At 62.3% G+C, this 20,244-nt stretch carries 16 protein-coding genes and 1 pseudogene; 7 read left to right on the top strand and 10 right to left on the bottom strand.

Annotated features, from left to right (window positions below; all coding sequences use genetic code 11):
• Nucleotides 1–3: 3 nt before the first annotated feature.
• From HH213_RS06775 to HH213_RS06755, 5 genes are all read left to right on the top strand, one after another.
• Nucleotides 4–1,701 carry a sensor histidine kinase gene (locus HH213_RS06775; protein WP_169111633.1) on the top strand — a complete coding sequence of 566 codons (1,698 nt, stop codon included), beginning with the start codon at nucleotides 4–6 and terminating at the stop codon, nucleotides 1,699–1,701.
• Nucleotides 1,701–3,146 carry a sigma-54-dependent transcriptional regulator gene (locus tag HH213_RS06770; protein ID WP_169111631.1) on the top strand — a complete coding sequence of 482 codons (1,446 nt, stop codon included), beginning with the start codon at nucleotides 1,701–1,703 and terminating at the stop codon, nucleotides 3,144–3,146. Before HH213_RS06775 ends, HH213_RS06770 begins: the two co-directional genes overlap by 1 nt.
• Nucleotides 3,143–3,739 (top strand): 1,6-anhydro-N-acetylmuramyl-L-alanine amidase AmpD, encoded by a 597-nt coding sequence (gene ampD / locus HH213_RS06765; RefSeq protein ID WP_169111628.1) that lies wholly within the window; start codon nucleotides 3,143–3,145, stop codon nucleotides 3,737–3,739. Before HH213_RS06770 ends, ampD begins: the two co-directional genes overlap by 4 nt.
• A gap of 222 nt (nucleotides 3,740–3,961) precedes the next feature.
• The gene (locus HH213_RS06760; protein ID WP_110845189.1) at nucleotides 3,962–6,898 is read left to right on the top strand and encodes a ribonucleoside-diphosphate reductase subunit alpha; all 2,937 of its coding nucleotides are present in this window, start codon (nucleotides 3,962–3,964) and stop codon (nucleotides 6,896–6,898) included.
• Nucleotides 6,899–6,962: 64 nt separating this feature from the next.
• On the top strand, nucleotides 6,963–8,072 hold the full coding sequence (locus HH213_RS06755; protein ID WP_110845188.1) for a ribonucleotide-diphosphate reductase subunit beta: 1,110 nt from the start codon (nucleotides 6,963–6,965) through the stop codon (nucleotides 8,070–8,072).
• A gap of 107 nt (nucleotides 8,073–8,179) precedes the next feature.
• On the opposite strand, the gene HH213_RS06750 is transcribed toward HH213_RS06755, so the two are convergent.
• A complete protein-coding gene (locus HH213_RS06750; protein WP_169111626.1) occupies nucleotides 8,180–9,658 on the bottom strand; it encodes an FAD-dependent oxidoreductase in 1,479 nt (492 codons plus the stop codon).
• A gap of 81 nt (nucleotides 9,659–9,739) precedes the next feature.
• On the opposite strand from HH213_RS06750, the gene HH213_RS06745 reads away from it, so the two are divergent.
• On the top strand, nucleotides 9,740–10,210 hold the full coding sequence (locus HH213_RS06745) for a MarR family winged helix-turn-helix transcriptional regulator (protein WP_229263335.1): 471 nt from the start codon (nucleotides 9,740–9,742) through the stop codon (nucleotides 10,208–10,210).
• Between the two features lie 849 nt (nucleotides 10,211–11,059).
• Here HH213_RS06745 and HH213_RS29840 read toward each other — a convergent pair.
• Complete coding sequence (locus tag HH213_RS29840) at nucleotides 11,060–11,932, bottom strand: hypothetical protein (protein ID WP_199240415.1); 873 nt, start codon at nucleotides 11,930–11,932, stop codon at nucleotides 11,060–11,062.
• Nucleotides 11,933–12,272: 340 nt separating this feature from the next.
• On the opposite strand from HH213_RS29840, the gene HH213_RS06735 reads away from it, so the two are divergent.
• Nucleotides 12,273–12,806, top strand: coding sequence for a YggT family protein (locus HH213_RS06735; protein ID WP_229263334.1), 534 nt, complete (start codon nucleotides 12,273–12,275; stop codon nucleotides 12,804–12,806).
• A gap of 119 nt (nucleotides 12,807–12,925) precedes the next feature.
• On the opposite strand, the pseudogene HH213_RS06730 reads toward HH213_RS06735, so the two are convergent.
• The 8 genes and pseudogenes from HH213_RS06730 to HH213_RS06695 all read right to left on the bottom strand — a co-directional run bounded on the left by HH213_RS06730 (nucleotide 12,926) and on the right by HH213_RS06695 (nucleotide 20,087).
• Nucleotides 12,926–13,863, bottom strand: a pseudogene (locus tag HH213_RS06730) (carbohydrate kinase family protein).
• A 9-nt stretch (nucleotides 13,864–13,872) separates the two neighbouring features.
• Nucleotides 13,873–15,402: a DUF3426 domain-containing protein gene (locus tag HH213_RS06725; protein WP_169111622.1), complete on the bottom strand. Its 1,530-nt coding sequence runs from the start codon at nucleotides 15,400–15,402 to the stop codon at nucleotides 13,873–13,875.
• An 11-nt stretch (nucleotides 15,403–15,413) separates the two neighbouring features.
• Entirely contained in the window at nucleotides 15,414–16,355 is a 942-nt protein-coding gene (prmA, locus tag HH213_RS06720; protein WP_169111620.1) for a 50S ribosomal protein L11 methyltransferase, read from the bottom strand.
• 2 nt (nucleotides 16,356–16,357) lie between these two features.
• Nucleotides 16,358–17,734: an acetyl-CoA carboxylase biotin carboxylase subunit gene (accC, locus tag HH213_RS06715; RefSeq protein ID WP_110845181.1), complete on the bottom strand. Its 1,377-nt coding sequence runs from the start codon at nucleotides 17,732–17,734 to the stop codon at nucleotides 16,358–16,360.
• Between the two features lie 105 nt (nucleotides 17,735–17,839).
• Nucleotides 17,840–18,307 (bottom strand): acetyl-CoA carboxylase biotin carboxyl carrier protein, encoded by a 468-nt coding sequence (gene accB / locus HH213_RS06710; RefSeq protein WP_110845180.1) that lies wholly within the window; start codon nucleotides 18,305–18,307, stop codon nucleotides 17,840–17,842.
• 89 nt (nucleotides 18,308–18,396) lie between these two features.
• Nucleotides 18,397–18,834 carry a type II 3-dehydroquinate dehydratase gene (gene aroQ, locus HH213_RS06705; RefSeq protein WP_161055953.1) on the bottom strand — a complete coding sequence of 146 codons (438 nt, stop codon included), beginning with the start codon at nucleotides 18,832–18,834 and terminating at the stop codon, nucleotides 18,397–18,399.
• Nucleotides 18,835–18,918: 84 nt separating this feature from the next.
• A complete protein-coding gene (locus tag HH213_RS06700; protein ID WP_169111618.1) occupies nucleotides 18,919–19,461 on the bottom strand; it encodes a TlpA family protein disulfide reductase in 543 nt (180 codons plus the stop codon).
• Nucleotides 19,458–20,087: a hypothetical protein gene (locus HH213_RS06695; RefSeq protein ID WP_110845178.1), complete on the bottom strand. Its 630-nt coding sequence runs from the start codon at nucleotides 20,085–20,087 to the stop codon at nucleotides 19,458–19,460. The genes HH213_RS06700 and HH213_RS06695 overlap by 4 nt, the downstream gene beginning before the upstream one ends.
• Nucleotides 20,088–20,244 lie beyond the last annotated feature (157 nt).

The raw sequence follows: 20,244 nt of genomic DNA, 5'->3' as shown, positions 1-20,244 counted from the left end.
CCCATGTTCGCGCGCCTGCAAGCCCTGACGGCCGACTCGCGCGCAACCTTCTGGCGCTCGCTGCAGACGCTCAACGCCACCCGCGTGGTGATCGCGCTGGTGCTGCTGGTGTATCTGAGTTTCGACAGCCGCGGCCTGCACGCGGTCGACCAGTATTTTTACCTGAAAATCTGCCTGGCTTATCTTGGGCTGTCGATCGGTTTCGCGCTGTCGGCGGTGTATGTGCAGCGCCGCTTTTCGGTGCAGCTGCTGTCGCAGATCGCCTGCGATCTGGGCATCATTTCGGTCCTGTACCTGGCCGGCGGCGGCATGCGCAGCGGGTTGGCGATCCTGTACCTGTTCCCACTGGCCGGACTGGCCATCCTGGCGCCGCTGGTGATCGCATTGTTCTGCGCTTCGCTGGTGACCTTGTTCCTGCTGGGCGACAGCACCTGGCAAATCTTCCTGACCGATAGCGACCGCGATGTGATGCAGGCCGGCCTGTACGGCGCCGCCTTCCTGTCGGCGGTGCTGGTGGTGAACCGCATGGCGGCCAAGCTGATCGGCCAGGAGGAGCTGGCCAGCCGGCGCGGCGTCGAGATCAATGTGCAGCAGGCCGTCAACCGGCTGGTGATGGCGAATATCGGCGACGGCATTCTGGTGGTCGATGCGCACGGCCAGGTATTTGCCGGCAATCCGGCCGCGCAGCAGATGCTGGGGCTGGTTGGGCCGGAGCTGACATTCAAGCTGTCGGCCGCCGCCTCACTGGCGCCGCTGACACAAGCGTACGAGGCGTGGCGCGCCGACGCCACCCGGTCGACCGCCTTCGTCACCATCAAACCGTTCAACGACGCCGCGCTGGAAGGTCTGACCGCCGCCTGGAGCGCGCGCCGCGACCTGGCCGCGCATCTGAAAGTGCGCTTCGCCGCCGCCGACACAGACGGTCTGGGGGCCGAACGCAGCGTGATCTTTTTGCAGGACGTGACCGGCATCGAGAACCAGGCGCAGCAGCTCAAGCTGGCGTCGATGGGGCGGCTGACCGCCAGCATCGCGCACGAGGTGCGCAATCCGCTGTCGGCGATCGGCCACGCGACCTCGCTGCTGGGCGAGGACTTGAGCGACCCGGTACATCAGCGCCTGCTGAAGATCGTCGGCGACAATGTGGCGCGCGTCAACCGCATGGTGGAGGACATCCTGCAACTGTCGCGCAAGGTGCAGCCGCACAGTGAGCCGCTGGCGCTGGATGGCTTTCTGGCCGAGCTGCGGAGCGAATTCATCGAGACCCACAACCTGGCGCCGGACATCCTCGGCCTGACGGCGGCGGCGGACACGCAGGTACGCTTCGATGCGCTGCACCTGCGCGAGGTGGTGCTCAACCTGCTCAACAATGCGGTGCGCTACGCCAGCGGCGGTCCGGCGTCGATCCGTTTGAACGTGGTGCGCGACAGCGCGCAGCGGCTGGAACTGCATGTGCAGGACGACGGCCCCGGCATTTCGCCGGAAGTGCGCGCGCACTTGTTCGAGCCGTTTTACACCACCTCCAGCAAGGGCACCGGACTGGGGCTGTATCTGGCGCGGGAATTGTGCTTGAATAACGAGGCGCGGCTGGACTATGAGTATCGTTTCGATAACAACACCGGCGCCGATGGCAGCCCGTCGTTGAGCGGGCGGTTTGTAATCACCTTCGCCTGGCCTGGGCAGAAGCAAGGAAAGGCTGTCTGATGAGTGCTCATACGCCACGTTCGCCGCGTGTTCTGGTTGTCGATGACGAGGCCGATCTGCGCGAATTGCTGGAACTGACCTTGCTGAAAATGGGGCTGGACGTCGACAGCGCCGCCACCCTGGGCGAAGCGCGCGCGCTGCTGGCCGGCACAGAATACCAGCTGGTGCTGACCGATATGCGCTTGCCGGACGGCCTCGGGCTGGAGCTGGTGCGCGAGATCGCCGCGGCCTGCAAGAACACGCCGGTGGCGGTGGTGACGGCGTTCGGCAGCGCCGACAACGCGGTGGTGGCGCTGAAAGCCGGCGCCTTCGATTACATCTCCAAGCCGGTGGCGCTGGACCAGTTGCGGCTGATGGTGCAGTCGGCGCTGCGGCTGAACGCCGAACCGGCGGCAGGGCAGGCGCCGGCCGCAGCGCCGACCGCCAGCCGTTTGCGCGGCGAGTCGGCGGTGATCCAGGCGCTGCGCGCGCAGATCGCCCGGCTGGCGCGCTCGATGGCGCCGATCGCCATCAACGGCGAATCCGGCAGCGGCAAGGAACTGGCGGCGCGCGAAATCCACGCGCAAAGTTCGCGGGCGGCGCAGCCGTTCATCGCCGTCAACTGCGGCGCGATTCCGGAAGCGCTGATGGAGGCCGAGTTTTTCGGCTACCGCAAAGGTGCTTTCACCGGCGCGGCCGACGAGCGCGAAGGCTTCTTCCAGGCCGCCAACGGCGGCACCTTGATGCTGGACGAAGTGGCCGACTTGCCGCTGGCGATGCAGGTCAAGCTGCTGCGCGCCATCCAGGAGCGGCGCGTGCGCAAGATCGGCGCCACCGCCGAGGAGCCGGTCGATGTGCGTATTATTAGTGCGACCCACAAAAACCTGGCGCAGTGCGTGGAGCAGGGCAGCTTCCGCCAGGATCTGTTTTACCGTCTGAACGTGATCGAGCTGAGTCTGCCGCCGCTGCGCGAACGGCTGGACGACCTCGCCGTGCTGACCGACGCAATCCTCGCCCGGCTCGGCACGTTTGAGAATAAAGTGGTGCTGGGGCAGGGCGTGCTGGCGGCGTTGCGCGGCTATTCCTTTCCCGGCAATGTGCGCGAACTGGAAAATATCCTGGAGCGGGCGCTGGCCTTTGCCGACGATGGCGTGATCGAAGTCGGCGACCTGTCGCTGAAAGGCGCGCGCATGGCTGAGGCGGCGCTGCCGCTGCCCGTGCCGAGCGCACCCACTGCGGCCGACGTGGCCATCGCGCCCGGCGCGCCGGTCGTCACGCCGCCGTTGCCGGACGCGCTGCCGGCCAACCTGCCCGACTACCTGATCCAGGTCGAGCGCGACATCATCCTGCGGGCGCTGGCGCAGACCCAGTTTAACCGCACCCAGGCGGCGCAACTGCTGGGCATCAGCTTCCGCCAGCTGCGCTACCAAATGCAGAAGCTGAATATCCAGGAGCCGGAGGCGTGAGCGGTTTCGACGGCTGGCTGCCGCAAGCCACGCGTTACGACAGTCCCAACTTCGACGCCCGCCCGGGCCCGCTGCCGGCCGATATCACGCTGCTGGTGGTGCACAATATCTCGCTGCCGGGCGGCCAGTTCGGCGGCCCGCACGTGTCTGACCTGCTGACCGGCCGGATGGACTATAATGCTGACCCCTCGTTCGCCGACCTGCGCGGATTGAAGGTCTCCAGCCACTTTTTTATCCGCCGCGATGGCCGCGTCATGCAGTATGTTTCTGCTAACGACCGCGCCTGGCACGCGGGCCGCTCCTGTTTTCGCGGCCGCGAAAAATGCAATGACTTTTCAATCGGCGTGGAGCTGGAAGGCAGCGACTTCGTGGCCTTTGAAGCGGCGCAGTATGCGGCGCTGGCCGACCTGACGGTGGCGCTGCGGCGACACTATCCGTTGACGGATATACAAGGCCACGAACACATCGCACCGGGCCGAAAAACCGATCCCGGGCCATTATTTGATTGGGAATGTTATCAAAATCTGCTTAAGAAAGAAGCAATGTTAGTAGCTGCTAGCGCTGAACTTGGCTTGCTGATAGGGCTTCCTTAAAGTCAAGAGCAAAATTGCTGGAAACATCAAAATTTCTCACTTGCCGTGCTCCGGTGTGACCACTACAATCAGTGGATAGGTTCTGACCTGTCACTAGATCTAGTGGTTCGCAAGACACTGAATCTTAAACTAGTGGCAAGTATGCCTGGTCGGTTTAACACGGTTTTTTTACACTACACACGCGGCGCAGCACTGACTGCACGTTGTTATCGGGGAGCTTAAATGCAATCTACTCAAGACATCACCATCAACCCAGCGCTGGTACCAGCCGCCGCTGCGAGTACCGCCAGCAGCCCAGCCGTCGCTGCCAGCGCGCTTGGTGATTACCGCATCATCCGCCGTAACGGCGCGGTCGTCGCGTTTGAACCGTCGAAAATTGCAGTGGCCGTGACCAAGGCCTTCCTGGCCGTCAACGGTGGCCAGGGCGCCGCCTCGGCCCGTATCCGCGAACTGGTGGAAGAGCTGACCAGCAACGTGGTCGCCGCCCTGGTGCGCCGCCAGCCATCCGGCGGCACCTTCCACATCGAAGACGTGCAAGACCAGGTGGAACTGGCGCTGATGCGCTCGGGTGAACACGACGTCGCCCGTGCTTACGTGCTGTACCGCGCCAAGCATATGGAAGAGCGCCGCGCCGCCAAGGAAGCCCAGGGCGCCGCCGCCACCGTCAACGCACCGCAAATCAGCGTGCTGGAAAACGGCGAGCGCAAGCCGCTGGAACTGTCGCGCGTGACCGGCCTGATCAACGCTGCCTGCATCGGCCTGGAAAAACACGTGGACGCCGACGCCATCGTCGCGGAAACCCTGAAAAACCTGTACGACGGCGTGCCGGTCGAAGAGCTGCACAAATCCGCCATCCTGGCTGCCCGCGCGCTGATGGAAAAGGATCCGGCTTACTCGCAAGTGACCGCCCGCATCCTGCTGCACACCATTCGTAAAGAAGTGTTCGGCAAGGAAGTGGCGCAAGCCAACGCCGCCGCCGAGTACGTGACCTACTTCCCGCAATACATCGCCAAAGGTATCGCCGCCGAACTGCTGGACACCAAACTGGGCGAGTTCGACCTGGCGCGCCTGTCGAAAGCCCTGGTGGCCGACCGCGACCTGCAATTCGGCTACATCGGCCTGCAGACCCTGTACGACCGCTACTTCCTGCACATCCGCGACACCCGCATCGAAATGCCGCAGGCGTTCTACATGCGCGTCGCCATGGGCCTGGCCCTGAACGAAACCGACCGCGAAGCGCGCGCTATCGAGTTCTACAACCTGCTGTCGACCTTCGACTTCATGTCGTCGACCCCGACCCTGTTCAACTCGGGCACGCTGCGTTCGCAGCTGTCGTCGTGCTACCTGACCACCGTCTCGGACGACCTGGAAGGCATCTACGACGCGATTAAAGAAAACGCGCTGCTGGCGAAATTCGCCGGCGGTCTGGGCAACGACTGGACGCCAGTGCGCGCGCTGGGCGCCCACATCAAGGGCACCAACGGCAAATCGCAAGGCGTGGTGCCGTTCCTGAAAGTGGTCAACGACACCGCCGTGGCGGTCAACCAGGGCGGCAAGCGCAAGGGCGCCGTGTGCGCCTACCTGGAAACCTGGCACATGGACATCGAAGAGTTCCTGGACCTGCGTAAAAACACCGGCGACGACCGCCGCCGCACCCACGACATGAACACCGCCAACTGGATTCCAGACATGTTCATGAAGCGCGTGATGGAAAAAGGCGAGTGGACCCTGTTCTCGCCATCCGACACCCCGGACCTGCACGACCTGGTCGGCAAGGCCTTCGAGAAAGCCTACCTGGGCTACGAAGCCAAGGCCGCCGCCGGCGAAATCCGCGTGTTCAAGAAAATCCAGGCGCTGGACCTGTGGCGCAAGATGCTGTCGATGCTGTTTGAAACCGGCCACCCATGGATCACCTTCAAGGACCCATGCAACATCCGTTCGCCGCAGTCGCACGTGGGCATGGTCCACAGCTCGAACCTGTGCACCGAGATCACGCTGAACACCGGTCCGGACGAAATCGCCGTCTGCAACCTGGGCTCGGTCAACCTGCCGGCGCACATGAAAGAAGGCAAGCTGGACCACGTCAAGCTGCAGAAAACCATCCGCACCGCGATGCGCATGCTCGACAACGTCATCGATATCAACTACTACGCCGTCGAAAAAGCACGTAACGCCAATATGCGTCACCGTCCGGTCGGCCTGGGCGTGATGGGCTTCCAGGACTGCCTGCACATGATGCGCGTGCCGTTCTCGTCGATGGAATCGGTGCAGTTCGCCGACACCTCGATGGAAGCCGTCTGCTACTACGCCTACCTGGCGTCGACCGAACTGGCGGAAGAACGCGGCCACTACGCGTCGTACAAAGGTTCGCTGTGGGACCGCGGCATCCTGCCACAGGACTCGATCAAGCTGCTGGCCGAAGAGCGCGGCGGCTACCTGGAGCAGGATCTGTCGTCGGCGATGGACTGGACCCCGGTGCGCGAGCGCATCGCCAAGTTCGGCATGCGTAACTCGAACTGCGTGGCGATCGCGCCGACCGCAACCATTTCGAACATCATCGGCGTGTCGGCTTGCATCGAACCGACCTTCCAGAACCTGTACGTGAAGTCCAACCTGTCGGGCGAGTTCACCGAAATCAACGCTTACCTGGTGCGTGACCTGAAGGCGCGTGACCTGTGGGACGAAGTGATGATCGCCGACCTGAAATACTTCGACGGCTCGCTGGCCAAGATCGACCGCATCCCGAACGACCTGCGCGACATCTACGCCACCGCCTTCGAAGTGTCGCCAAGCTGGCTGGTGGAAGCTGCTTCCCGTCGTCAGAAGTGGATTGATCAGGCCCAATCGCTGAACATCTACATGGCTGGCGCTTCGGGCAAGAAACTGGACGAGACCTACAAGCTGGCCTGGCTGCGTGGCCTGAAAACCACCTACTACCTGCGCACCACCTCGGCCACCCACACCGAGAAGTCGACCTCCAAGACCGGCGCGCTGAACGCGGTGGCAGTGGATGGCGGCATGTCGGCCAGCGCCAAAGCTGCCGCGCCGGCGCCAGTCGCTCCGGTTGCAGCCGCCGCCGTGACGGCCGAAGCCGATGGCGAAGCCTGCTACCTGCGTCCAGGCGACGACGGTTTCGAGGAATGCGAAGCCTGCCAATAAGTTAGAGTGCGCCGCCCGCTGATGCGTGGCGGCGCTGAACCACATATATATAGAGGAATCAAATATGTCGCTGTCCTGGGACGAAGAGGCCGCACCGGCCAAACAAGCCATCAATCAAGCCGCGCTGGAAAGCGAAGGCACGGCTGAGCAAGTCGCGCTGCGCGTCAACGCCGACGACAAGCGCATCATCAACGGCAAAACCGACGTTAATCAGCTGGTGCCGTTCAAGTACAAATGGGCCTGGGACAAATACCTGGCCGGCTGCGCCAACCACTGGATGCCGCAGGAAGTCAACATGCAGCGCGACATCGAGCTGTGGAAGAACCCGAACGGCCTGACCGACGACGAGCGTCGCCTGGTCAAGCGCAACCTGGGCTTCTTCGTCACCGCCGACTCGCTGGCCGCCAACAACATCGTGCTGGGCACCTATCGCCACATCACCGCGCCGGAGTGCCGTCAGTACCTGCTGCGCCAGGCGTTCGAGGAAGCGATCCACACCCACGCCTACCAGTACATCGTCGAATCGCTGGGCCTGGACGAGCAGGAGATCTTCAACGCCTACAACGAAGTCAAATCGATCCGTGACAAGGACGAGTTCCTGATCCCGTTCATCGATACGCTGACCGACCCGGCCTTCACCACCGGCACTGTGGAAAACGACCAGAAGCTGCTGAAATCGCTGATCGTGTTCGCCTGCCTGATGGAAGGCCTGTTCTTCTACGTCGGCTTCACCCAGATTCTGGCGCTGGGTCGCCAGAACAAGATGATGGGCGCCGCCGAGCAGTACCAGTACATCCTGCGCGACGAATCGATGCACTGCAACTTCGGCATCGACCTGATCAACACCATCAAGATGGAAAATCCGCTGCTGTGGACGCCTGCCTTCAAGGAAGAGATCAAGCAGCTGTTCCTGCAGGCGGTGGACCTGGAGTACGCGTACGCCGAAGACACCATGCCACGCGGCGTGCTGGGCCTGAACGCCACCATGTTCAAAGGCTACCTGCGCTTCATCGCCAACCGCCGCGCCACGCAGATCGGTCTGGAAACGCTGTTCGACCAGGAAGAAAATCCATTCCCATGGATGAGCGAGATGATCGACCTGAAGAAAGAGCGTAACTTCTTCGAGACCCGCGTCATCGAATACCAGACCGGCGGCGCGCTGAACTGGGATTAATCTCCAGCCGCACCCTCCTCAAAGCCCCGCATTGCGGGGCTTTTTCATTTAGGCAGATCACTACCGGTCTGGATTTTCCAGGCCGGGCTGAGCTGGAGCGACAGCGGCTAACGCACCAGGCGATCAATGTACTCTTTTAGCGCAGGGCTTCGTTCGTCGTGGGTGAGGGCGGCGAGGTAGCCGTCGGGGCGAAGCAGGGTAATATCGCCGGGGGCGAAACCGTATGCGGTGCGCAGATGGTTCTCGTGGTCGCGCAGTTCGGCGTGCCGGCCGACGGTGATGACGCGCAGTCCTCGACGCGGTGGGATCGCCGGTGCGCCGTCCGGCTCATAGCGCAGCATTATCCAATCTCCCGATTTCAATAGCGAAAACAAACGCACTGGCTGGCCGCCGGCGCCGATGCATGGTGCGTCCGGTGCGCGGTAGCCGGCGCGCAGCGGTGCATCGTCGTTGCGTTCGTCGAGCGACAGGGATGAATCTGGATAGCCCAGGTCCAGTTGCTGCTGTTCGCGTCCGCGCCGCAGATCGCCGCGCAGGCGGGCGGCGTCGAGCAGCTGCGTCGACATGCCTAGCATCTCGGCGGCGATCGCGCGACGCTCCGCTTCATACGTGTCGAGCAGCGCATCGTCGGCGCCGTGCAGCACCGCCGCCAGTTTCCAGCCGAGGTTCCACGCATCCTGTACGCTGGTGTTGAGACCCTGGCCGCCGGTCGGCGGATGCACGTGCGCCGCGTCGCCGGCGAGCAGCACGCGGCCGACTCGGTAGCGCTCTGCTAGCCGCGCGCTCATCGCGTAGTCGGAGCGCCAATGCACCGTATGCACTTCGATATCCGAACGGCCGGTGCGCTCGGCGATGACGGCGGCGAGGCCGGCGTCCGACAGATCGAAGGCGCCATCGAGCGGGATCGGCATCTGCAATTGGAACAACTCGGTGCCCTGCAAAGGACAGAGGCTGATCTGTCGCGCACCACTTCCCCAGCGATGCCACACGTCGCGCGTCAGACCGCTGAGCGACAGGTCGGCCACCACCGCGCGCGCATTCAGCGACTCGCCGGGGAAGTCGATGTCCAGGGTTTTGCGCACGACGCTGCGGCCACCATCGGCGCCGATCAGGTAGCGCGCCTGCACCACGATCTCGCCGGTTGCCGACGTCACGCGCGCCGTGACTGCGCAGTCACTCTGCTCGAAGCCGGCCAGCGTGTGACCGTAGCGCGGCGCATGGCCCAGCTCCGCCAGCCGCGCGCGCAGTATGCCTTCGGTCAGATGCTGGGGCAGCATCAGCGGCTGGCCGTAAGGTTCGGCCGGCGTGGCGGCGTTGGCGGCGATGCTGGCTTCGTCGCGGTAGCCGCCGTCGGCGGCGTAGTGGCGCTGGGCGGGATAGTAGCCGCCGGCGGCGATCATGCGGTCGGCGACGTCGAGCGCTTCGAAGATTTCCAGCGTGCGTGGCTGGATGCCTTTGCCGCGCGAACCGGCGAACGGCGCCTCCGCCTGGTCGATCAGCATGAAGGGAATGTGGCGGCGCGCGAGGTCGATCGCGAGTGTCAGGCCGGCGGCGCCGGCGCCGCAAATCAGAACATCAGTATCCATGGGGTGCTCCTAGATATGTGTATTTTGCACATATTATGCCGACCTGAAAATCGTGTCAATAATTATGTGTACAATGCACATATGAATAAAGATATCCGCGAAATGCATGACGCGCTGCTCGACATCATCGGCTTCATGAGCCGCCCCGAGCCCGACGTCACCCTGATGTCCGAGATGGCCATGCCGCTTGAACGCGCGCTGCTTCCTCTGCTGGTGCGCATCGACCGCCGCGGTCCGATCGGCGTGGTGGAACTGGCCGATGTGGTGGGGCGCGACTACACCACCGTCAGTCGCCAGGTGGCGCGGCTCGACGAACTGGGTCTGGTGGTGCGCCGCGCCGGCACGCGCGACAAGCGGGTGCGCGAGGCGGAGGTGACGCAAGCGGGGCGCGAGATGGCCGACGCCATCGACCGCATGCGCGAGGAACTGGTCGGCGAGTTGATGGCCGATTGGACCAACGCCGAGCGCCGCGACCTGGCGCGCCTGCTCAAACGGATGGCTTCCGACATGAACGAATGGATGGTCCGCCGTAAGTCGGAGGACGCCGGCTAGGCGTCGCCGCATTTCAAACGCCGCCTGTCGCGGCTTGCCTTAACGCCGATTTACATCGTCATGCGCGCGCGCTTCGACGCGTGATCGGCGTTCGATCACCTCCTCTAAAACGCAGGCGCGATGCGGCGCACCGCTGTATTCCGCTTGCTATTCGCCTTACTCTGTCTCATAATCGCGACGAATTAAAAACAGCGAGTGGTTGCGTCGCGCACGCGATGCGCAAGCGCTCTCGGATTCGGAAGCGGGTGACGCGATTGTCCAGCCAAAAACGGTGGCGTCGAAGAAGCCCAGGCGGTATAAGGCTTACTTTGAAGTGCGATTTTTCCGGCGCGATGCGCGCGGCACTTCCCGAACCTGATTGAGCGCGCGTGAAGAGTGCGCGGTGACGCAAACGAGTACGTTGAAGCGGCATGTGAATGTGAGATGGCGAGCGCAAGTCGATAAAAAGCGCGCGAATATCTAACGTGCCGGTTGCGTAACGATGAGGTTTTCGTGTACTTTACGAAATTGAAAATACGTGTTTAAAAGTGCGTTGAAATTTGAGAAGTACGCACCACGTAGTGAGAACCGAGCAGTGAAGACCGAACACGGGATATAGATTCACACCATATGCACAAGACCACGTCGTCGTTTTTGTTCAACCGTCTTGCCTGATCTGATTCAGGCCGGGCGGTTTTTTGTTTGAAAACGAAAACCGCGACGTGGCTGCGACGCAGGTTCCTGGAGCTGAGTACACGCCCGGACCACCGCAAAACGTCGCGACAAGATTTGTGTCCGCACGCTGTTCCAGCTATGGAGAGCGGGTGGATCGATGGCTGAAGCGCTGCACTTGTGAGGAGATGCAGCAGTTCAGCTAGTGCCGAATTCATTAGCGCAAACCACGTTGGTTTGCGCCGATGAATAATTCGCCTGGCCCAATTCCGGGTCGGACGGGTTTAAATCTTGTAATGAATTTTTTCCCATCCCCGATGAAGGAGAACTAAACATGGCTACCGCCGCAAAGAAACCAGCAGCTAAGAAAGCTGCCGCACCAGCAAAAAAAACCGCCGCCGCTAAAGCAGCAGCTCCTGCAAAAAAACCAGTTGCCGCTGCCAAGCCAGCCGCCAAAGCTGCCGCTAAGCCAGCAGTGAAAAAAGCTGCCGCTAAACCAGCAGTGAAGAAAGCCGCAGCGAAACCAGCCGCCAAGCCAGCAGCCAAGACCACCGCTAAACCAGCAGTGAAAAAAGCCGCCGCCAAGCCAGTCGCTAAAAAAGCCGTCGCTAAAGCAGCAGCCAAGCCAGCAGCGAAAAAAGTCGCCGCCAAGCCAGCAGCGAAAAAAACCGTCGCTAAAGCAGCCGCTAAACCAGCAGCTAAAAAAGTCGCCGCCAAGCCAGCAGCTAAAAAAGTAGCTGCTAAACCAGCAGCGAAAAAGACCGTGGCCAAAGCAGCCGCCAAGCCAGCCGCTAAAAAAGTCGCCGCTAAACCAGCTGCGAAAAAAGTCGCTGCCAAACCAGCTGCCAAAGTCGCTGCCAAAACCACCGCCAAGCCAGCAGCTAAAAAAGCCGCTGCCAAGCCAGCTGCTAAAGTCGCTGCCAAAAAACCAGCAGTAAAAGCAGCAGCCAAACCGGCTGCAAAGGTCGCGGCTAAGCCAGCAGCAAAAAAGCCAGTTAAAGCAGCTGCAAAAGTAGCTGCCAAACCAGCCGCCAAAGCTGCTGCCAAACCAGCCGCCAAGCCAGCTGTCAAGAAAGCTGCTAAACCAGCCGCCAAGCCAGCAGCCGCTCCGGCCGCAGCACCAGCAGCCGCTCCAGCAGCAGCTGCTCCAGCCGCCAAGCCAGAAGTGAAAAAAGCTGCGCCGAAAAAAGCTGCTCCAAAAAAGGAAGCCGCTAAACCAGCCGCCGCTCCTGCTCCAGCTGCCGCTCCGGCCGCTGCTGCTCCAGCTGCGAAAACCGTTCTGGCGCCGGCCGCTGCATGGCCGTTCCCAACCAGCACGCGTCCGTCCTAAGCTCACCGCTTAGACGCCTGCTAAGGCAAATGGCCGCTGTGTGAGACAATCACACAGCGGCTTTTTTATTGGAGGGGTTCCGTGCTGATTAGTATTCTCAAGTTGATTGTCGACGCCATCGCTGTGCTGCTGGGCGGCGCCTTGCTGCTGCGTTTCTGGATGCAGGCGATCCGCGTGCGGCCACCGTCGTCGGTGGCGCAGTTCACCTTCCAATTGTCGGACTGGCTGGTGCGGCCGCTGCGGCGCATCGTGCCGGGCGTGGGCGGCTATGACTGGGCCAGTTTGATTGGCGCCTTTGTGATCGTGCTGGCGGCGACGTCGGTGATGTTCCTGGCAGGCTGGCCGGCGCAGTCGGTGTTATTGGCGGCGGTGCAGCGCTTCCTGGAGTGGATACTGTACGGTTTCATGGCGCTGCTGGTGATCGAGGCGATCTTCAGCTGGGTCAATCCGCATGCGCCGCTGGCGCCGTTCGTGCGCGCACTGAATGAACCGCTGCTGCGGCCTATCCGTCGCGTGGTGCCGCTGGTGGGGAATCTGGATCTGTCGCTGCTGGTGGCGATCATCCTGCTGCAGATCGCGCAGCTGTTGTTGGGGGTGGCGTTTAGCGGGCATTGACAGCGCTTACGCCAACGTCAAAAGCAAAAAAGCAGGCGAGCGGCCTGCTTTTTTTTACCCCGGAAAGGCGGGGTCTGACCCCCCAATGGGGTCAGACCCCAGGCTGTTCACGGTGCGGATTAGAAACGGTAGCCGAAGGCGGCTTCAAACTTGTCGGCGATTTCCGCCGCGGTGAAGTGGTGGTTCTGCGCGCCGCGGTGGGCGATCTTGATCGCGCCCAGCAGGCTGGCCAGGCGGCCGGTGGTCTCCCAGCTCCAACCATTGGTGATGCCGAACAGCAGACCGGCGCGATAGGCGTCGCCGCAACCGGTTGGATCCAGCGCTTCCGCCACCGGCACGGCCGGGATGTCGATGCGCTGGCCCTTGGTGTAAATCTCCGAACCCTGCTCGCCACGCGTGATGATCAGCGCTTCCACGCGGCTGGCGATGTCCGCCTGCGTCAGGCCGGTGCGCTCGGTCAGCAGCTCGATTTCGTAATCGTTGGTGGTGACGTAGGTGGCTTTGTCGATGAATTCAATCAGCTCTTCGCCATTGAACATCGGCAGCTGCTGGCCCGGATCGAAGATGAATGGGATCTGCAGGTCGGCCAGGTCGGCGGCGTGCTTTTTCATGCCCAGGTGACCGTCCGGCGAGATGATGGCGATGCGCGCCGGGCCGGCCTTGGCGATCTCGTTCTCGTGCGCGTACGACATGGCCCCGGGTGGAAGGCGTTGATCTGGTTGTTGTCCTGGTCGGCGGTGACAAAGCACTGGGCGTTGTAGGCGTCTTCCTTGATCAGGATATTGTCGGTGGCCAGACCCAGTTTGCGGAAGCGTGCCATGTAGGCAGCGTTGTCCTGACCCATGACGCCAACGATGCGCGGCGAGCCGCCCAGCAGCTGCAAATTGTAGGCGATGTTCGGCGCGCAGCCGCCGAATTCCGTGCGCATGGTCGGCGCCAGGAACGACACGTTCACCTTGTGCAGCTGGTCCGGCAGCAGGATGCTGTCGAAGCGGTTCGGGAAGCTCAGGATGGTGTCGATGGCGATCGAGCCGCAAATCAGGGAGGTCTGGGTCATGATAGGTCTTTAAGGGTAGAAAACGGCGATGTGATAGCCGGATGCTTTCAGATCGTGCAGTTCAAAGTAGAGTTTAACGGCTTGTTCGGTATGTGGGGCAAATCCCTTGTCCAGCGCGACGTCGGCATTCAGGTAGTCGCGCGGCGTGAACACGCGGCGCAGGATGCGTTTGTCGTTGGCGTCGTCCAGCGTCAGTTCGATCGATGGCCAGGCCTGCGCGGTGGCGCTCTGATTGCGCAGCAGGGTGGCGAAGGAGAACGCGGTCTCGCTCAGCGTTTGCAGTTCGCCCTGCTCGATGGTGAGGTCGTCGATTTGCGTCGGCAGTTCGATCTTGCAGCCGAGCGCCGTGCAGGCGGCCGTCAGCGCTGGTTTGAGCGGCGGCATGGCGGCGGCCAGCGTGTTGCGGAAGGTGGTGATGGCCTGGCCAAACAGGGCGGCCACCAGCAGCAGGGAGCCGAGGCTCATGGCGATGGTGGTGGCTTTGCCGTACTTGCGGCGCAGGCGGTCGCGTTTGACGAAGCCCGGTTCGTCCGGCTCGGCGTGGTCTTCGTGGGACGGCGATTCTTCGGCGCTGGCGGCGTGCAGGTAGGCGTGTGCGCTGGCGCTTTGCGCTTGCGACATGCCGGCGCTCGACAGCTGGATCAGGGCTTCTTCGTCGACTTCTTCCAGTTCGTCGTCGCGCAAGGAGCGAACGGCGGGTGGCGTTGGCGCCGGCGCAGTTGGCGCATCGTCGCTGTCGTCGGTGGCGCGGCTGTCTTCGGCTTCGGCGGCGAAGACGGCATCGGCGGCTGCGGCGAAGGCGGCGCTGAGGCCGGGGCCGGCGCCGGCTTGCAGCTCTTCCAGCGGCGGCTCGTCCCAGGTCGGTTCGCGGCGGCCGCCGGGCAGGCTGTCGTGATCGGCGGAGATGGGCAGGCCGTCGGCGTCGTGCTGGACGTCGCCCAGCGATTGTTCCATGACGGCCAGTTCGGCTTCCAGCGCGGCTTCGAGTTCGGCGTCGCTCAGGGTGTCGGCGCTGATGACGTCGCCCAGCAGCGGTTGCGGCGCCAGTTCGGGATCGATGCTGGCTTCCAGGTCCGGCTCGGATTCCATGTCCAGATCGAGGTCGAACAGGGCGTCGCGCTCGGCTGGCAGCGAGGCTGGTTCGGCTGGCAGCGGGAAGGGCGTTGGCGTGTTTTCATCCAGCGCGGGCTCAGGCTCCGGCTCCGGCTCGGCTTCAGGCTCTGGCTCAGCTTCGGCCAGCTCTGGCGTATCGTCTGGTTCTACCGGCTCGACAGTATCGAGCTCCAGCAGCGGTTCGGCTTCCTCGGCGGCCAGCACTTCGGCGGCGCGCGTGTCGAGCGCGGCCATTTTCTGGTCGAAGGGAGTCGCTTCTGGAACCGGGGGAAGGGGGAGCGGCGTCGGCGGTTCCAGCAGGGCCGCGTTGCCATCAAAGACTTCATTACAGGCGCCACAGCGCACTATGCCACCACGTAATTTCAACTGGTCATGAGCGACCCGAAATACCGTGTTGCAGTGGGGGCATTTAGTGGCGAGCGCCATTGATGCTGCGCTTATTGTTCCGAACGTGCAGGCGGAACGGTATCGCTGCCCAGGCGGCCATGCAGCGCCACCCAGCCTTCTTGCTCGGCCCACACGCCCAGCTTGATGAATGGCGCGTACGCAGCCGCCACTTCTTCCGCCTGGCGCGCCAGCACGCCCGACAGGATCAGCGAACCGCCGTCGGCCACGCGGCCGGACAGCATCGGCGCCATCAGCTTCAGCGGGCTGGACAGGATGTTGGCGACCACGATGTCGAAACGCTGGGTCGCGTGCTGCGACTCGGCGAAGCTATCCGGCAGGAAGAATTCGATCTCGCAATGGTTGCGGACAGCATTGTCGGCCGCCGACTCGATCGCTTGCGGATCGATGTCCACGCCCACCACTTCGCCGGCGCCAACCTTCTTGGCCACCATGGCCAGGATGCCGGAACCGCAGCCGTAGTCCAGCACGGCCTTGCCCGGGGCCGGATTGGCCTCCAGCCACTCCATGCACAGACGGGTGGTCGGATGGCTGCCGGTGCCGAACGCCAGGCCTGGATCGAGTTCCAGGATCAGCGCGTCCGGATTCGGCGCTTCGTGCCACGACGGCACCACCCAGATGTTCTTGCCGATCGGAATAGGCGCGAACTGCGATTGGGTCAGACGCACCCAGTCCTGCTCCTCCACCTTGCGGGTGGTGAACTTCGGCAGGGTGGTCAGGCCGATCTGGCCGGCGGCGGCGGCCACGATCACGGCCTGGTCGTCATCTTCGTCGGTCAGGGCGACCACGCGGCTGTGATCCCACGCCGCTTCGGTCGGCTCCATGCCCGGCTCGCCGAACAGCGGCTTTTCCGCGTCGGTGCCTTCGTCCGCGTCTTCCACGGAAACCGACAGGGCGCCCACGTCCATCAGCGCCTCGGACAGGGCTTCAGCGTGGTCACGCGCGATTTCGATGACGATTTCAGTCCAGCTCATGTTTATTGCGCTTTCAAACTCAGTTTGTGCAGATCCGGCATATCCGCCAGTTTCTGTTCAAGGTAATGGATGTTGGTGCCGCCTTCGATGAAACGGGCGTCGACCATCAGCTCGCGGTGCAGCGGGATGTTGGTCGAGATGCCTTCGACAACCATCTCCGACAGCGCGATCTGCATGCGGCGGATGGCCTGCTCGCGGGTGGCGCCGTAGGTGATGACTTTGCCGATCATCGAATCGTAGTGCGGTGGCACATAATAGCCTGCGTACGAGTGGGAGTCGACGCGCACGCCCGGACCGCCCGGCACGTGCCAGGAAGTGATACGGCCTGGCGACGGCGTAAATTTAAATGGGTCTTCCGCGTTGATGCGGCACTCGATGGCGTGGCCGGACAGCATCACGTCGCGCTGGCGGAAGCGCAGCTTCTCGCCGCAGGCGATGCGGATCTGTTCCTGCACGATGTCGATGCCGGTGATCATTTCGGTGACCGGGTGTTCGACCTGCACGCGGGTGTTCATCTCGATGAAGTAGAACTCGCCGTTCTCATATAGGAACTCGAAGGTGCCGGCGCCGCGGTAGCCGATCTTGCGGCAGGCTTCAGCGCAGCGTTCGCCGACTTTTTCGATCAGCTTGCGTGGAATGCCGGGCGCCGGCGCTTCCTCGATGACCTTCTGGTGGCGGCGCTGCATCGAGCAGTCGCGTTCGCCCAGCCAGACGGCGTTTTTGTGTTCGTCGGCGAGGATCTGGATTTCCACGTGACGCGGATTTTCCAGGTACTTCTCCATGTAGACTTCCGGATTGCCGAAGGCGGTACCGGCTTCGGTCTTGGTCATCTGCACTGCGTTGATCAGCGCCGCTTCGGTATGCACTACGCGCATGCCGCGACCGCCACCACCACCGGCGGCCTTGATGATGACCGGGTAGCCGACCTTGCGGGCGATCTGCACGATGGCTTTCGGATCGTCCGGCAGTGCGCCTTCCGAGCCCGGCACGCACGGCACGCCGGCCTTGATCATGGTCTGCTTGGCGGTGACCTTGTCACCCATGGTGCGGATCGATTCCGAACGCGGGCCGATGAAGACGAAGCCCGATTTTTCCACGCGCTCGGCGAAGTCGGCGTTTTCCGACAGGAAGCCGTAGCCCGGGTGAATCGCTTCGGCGTCGGTCACTTCTGCGGCGCTGATGATGGCCGGCATGTTCAGATAGCTCAGCGACGATGGCGCCGGACCGATACAGACCGATTCATCGGCCAACTTCACGTATTTGGCGTCTTTGTCCGCTTCCGAGTGGACCACGACCGTCTTGATGCCCAGTTCGCGGCAAGCGCGCTGGATACGGAGGGCAATTTCGCCGCGGTTGGCAATGAGGATTTTTTCAAACATGATAGGTTCGCTATGTCTGTGAGCGCCGATTGGCTGCGTCAGGTGAGGAGGGATTGCGGACCAAGCAGGCGCGCCCGTCGCCGATGGGGAGGGCGCAGGCCTGTCTTAGCCGATCACAAACAGCGGTTGGCCGTACTCGACCGGCTGGCCGTTTTCGACGAGGATCTGGGTGATGGTGCCGGACTTGTCGGCATCGATTTCGTTCAGCAGCTTCATCGCTTCGATGATGCACAGGGTCTCGCCTTCCTTGACCGACTGGCCCACTTCCACGAATGCTGCCGCGCCGGGCGCAGACGAGCGGTAGAAGGTGCCGACCATCGGCGATTTGACGATGTGACCGGTTGGCTCGGCGGCCGCAGCTGGGGCTGGGGCGGCGGCTGCGGCGGCTGGCGCGGCGGACGGTGCGGCGCTGTATTGCGGGATGGCTTGCGGCTGCATCATGACCATCTGATTTTGCGGCAGCGCCGACGATTTGACGATGCGAACTTTGCTTTCGCCTTCGGTCACTTCGAGTTCGGCGATGTCCGATTCTGCGACCAAATCAATCAAGGTCTTCAGCTTGCGTAGATCCATGTAACCCCCAGAGGAATGTCTTTTAATATGAGTGAGCGGCGCCGTCTTGTGAACGTCACCGCGCTAAAAATGCGCGCAGATCGCGTAGGTTATCGCTTTTTAAGGACGAAGTCGATGGCAAACCGATATCCTTCGATACCCAGTCCGCAGATCGTCCCTACGGCGATCGCGCTCAGGAACGAATGGTGGCGAAACGACTCGCGCTGGTAAATATTCGAAATATGCACTTCCACAAACGGAATGGCTACCCCTGCCAGAGCGTCGCGCAAGGCCACGCTGGTGTGAGTCAGGCCGCCCGGATTGATGACGATGGCGTCCACGCCTTCGGTTCTGGCGGCATGGATGCGGTCGATCAGTGCGCCTTCGTGGTTGCTTTGGAAACAAGACAAGCTCGCGCCCGCTGCCTGGGCCTGGGCCTGGGCGGCGTGTTCGATGTCGGCCAATGTGCTAGCGCCGTAGACCTCGGGCTCCCGTGTCCCCAGCAAATTCAGGTTGGGGCCGTTGAGCAGTAGGAGGTTTTTTGCCATGATTCCTGAGCCTTCTCCGCGAAAGATCCGCATTTTGACGCCAACTACGGACATTTGGCAAGAGAAAAAAACTTGTGAAACTACTTATAGAGTTGCTAAATCTTTGCGCAGCTCGTCAAATTTGAGTTTGCCCAGGTAAGTCTTCTTGACCTGGCCATCGGCGCCGATCAGAACCGTGTAGGGCAGGCCGCCACCGCTGTTACCGAATTGGCGCGACAGCTCGGTGCCGCTCATGCCCGCCACCAGCACCGGATAGGTGATTTTATATTTGTCGCTAAATTCCGCGATATTTGACGGTGAATCAATGCCGATGCCGATAACTTGCAGCTTCTTGCCTTCTTCTCCGGCGGCCAGCGCCGACAGCTCCGGCATCTCCTGCACGCACGGACCGCACCACGGGGCCCAGAAATTGACCAGCATAGCCTTGCCTTTATATTGGGCCAGCGGGGTGGCGACACCCTTGGCGTCCGGCAGCGTTTGCTGATACAGGGCGGCTACCGGCGTGGTCACGCCGGCCGGGGCGGTGGCCGTGACCGGGGATTGTTCTTTGTGCAGGCCCAGGTAAGCGCCGGCGGCGGCAAAGACGACGGCGACAGCTATATAAACAGGCAGGTTCTTTTTGCTCATGGTGATGGTGGGTGAGTGCTGTTAACTAATAGGGCGCGCACGGCGGCAATGTCGGCGCGGGCCAGTTTGCCGTCGCCGCGGGTTTTGACGGCGCCGCGCAAATCGTCCAGCTCATATAAAGCAGCGTGCACGCCTTCCTTGTGCCACATGAAGCTGACGGTTTCGACCATGCCGTAACGCGGCCCCTTGAAGTGCGGCGTTTCCGAGATGTCGATTTGCAAATTCCGGTTCAGCAGGAAGATCTCGACTTCCTTGGCGCTGTCGGCAAACAGCTGCAAATGGATATCGTCGTGTGGACCGGCGGTGCCATTTAATACGGAGCCGCTCAGATATGGATGGAATTTTTGCAAGCCTTCCATGATGTCGACCGCCAGCGTGCGCAGCCGGAACAAACGGGCCGGCTGGGTATCGGCATGGAACAGCGATTGGTACAGCCGCACCTCGGCCTCGATCTGCGCATTGTCCGGCAACAGATTCAGCGGCGGTTGCGTGTCGCCCAGGATCTGCCGCGCAGCTTTGCGCTTGGCCGTGTTGTAGTCGGCGCCATCCTCGGCGATCAGACGCGCGGCAGCCGCCGCGATCTCGGCACGCAGAAGCTGGAGTTCTTCATTCACATTGGCAGTCATGGACGAGATAATACTCTGAACCGGGAAAAGCGCGTCGGCTCAGGTAAAATCGCGTATTCAGTTAGCGCGTCATTCCCGCTCGAGCGGGCATGACGGAGATCCACACGTCGTCTTCATTACTATGCACATTCATATCCTTGGTATTTGCGGCACCTTC

Origin of the sequence: Duganella dendranthematis (assembly GCF_012849375.1) — a bacterium.
Taxonomy (GTDB): domain Bacteria; phylum Pseudomonadota; class Gammaproteobacteria; order Burkholderiales; family Burkholderiaceae_D; genus Rugamonas; species Rugamonas dendranthematis.
This window is presented reverse-complemented; position numbering and strand designations above follow the sequence as displayed.

Bases quoted from the DNA above. Each gene is read 5' to 3' on its own strand.
- HH213_RS06775 (WP_169111633.1), top strand. From the start codon at position 4: ATGTTCGCGCGCCTGCAAGCCCTGACGGCCGACTCGCGCGCAACCTTC.
- HH213_RS06770 (WP_169111631.1), top strand. From the start codon at position 1,701: ATGAGTGCTCATACGCCACGTTCGCCGCGTGTTCTGGTTGTCGATGAC.
- HH213_RS06760 (WP_110845189.1), top strand. From the start codon at position 3,962: ATGCAATCTACTCAAGACATCACCATCAACCCAGCGCTGGTACCAGCC.
- HH213_RS06755 (WP_110845188.1), top strand. From the start codon at position 6,963: ATGTCGCTGTCCTGGGACGAAGAGGCCGCACCGGCCAAACAAGCCATC.
- HH213_RS06750 (WP_169111626.1), bottom strand. From the start codon at position 9,658: ATGGATACTGATGTTCTGATTTGCGGCGCCGGCGCCGCCGGCCTGACA.
- HH213_RS06745 (WP_229263335.1), top strand. From the start codon at position 9,740: ATGAATAAAGATATCCGCGAAATGCATGACGCGCTGCTCGACATCATC.
- HH213_RS06725 (WP_169111622.1), bottom strand. From the start codon at position 15,402: ATGGCGCTCGCCACTAAATGCCCCCACTGCAACACGGTATTTCGGGTC.
- prmA (WP_169111620.1), bottom strand. From the start codon at position 16,355: ATGAGCTGGACTGAAATCGTCATCGAAATCGCGCGTGACCACGCTGAA.
- accC (WP_110845181.1), bottom strand. From the start codon at position 17,734: ATGTTTGAAAAAATCCTCATTGCCAACCGCGGCGAAATTGCCCTCCGT.
- accB (WP_110845180.1), bottom strand. From the start codon at position 18,307: ATGGATCTACGCAAGCTGAAGACCTTGATTGATTTGGTCGCAGAATCG.
- aroQ (WP_161055953.1), bottom strand. From the start codon at position 18,834: ATGGCAAAAAACCTCCTACTGCTCAACGGCCCCAACCTGAATTTGCTG.
- HH213_RS06700 (WP_169111618.1), bottom strand. From the start codon at position 19,461: ATGAGCAAAAAGAACCTGCCTGTTTATATAGCTGTCGCCGTCGTCTTT.
- HH213_RS06695 (WP_110845178.1), bottom strand. From the start codon at position 20,087: ATGACTGCCAATGTGAATGAAGAACTCCAGCTTCTGCGTGCCGAGATC.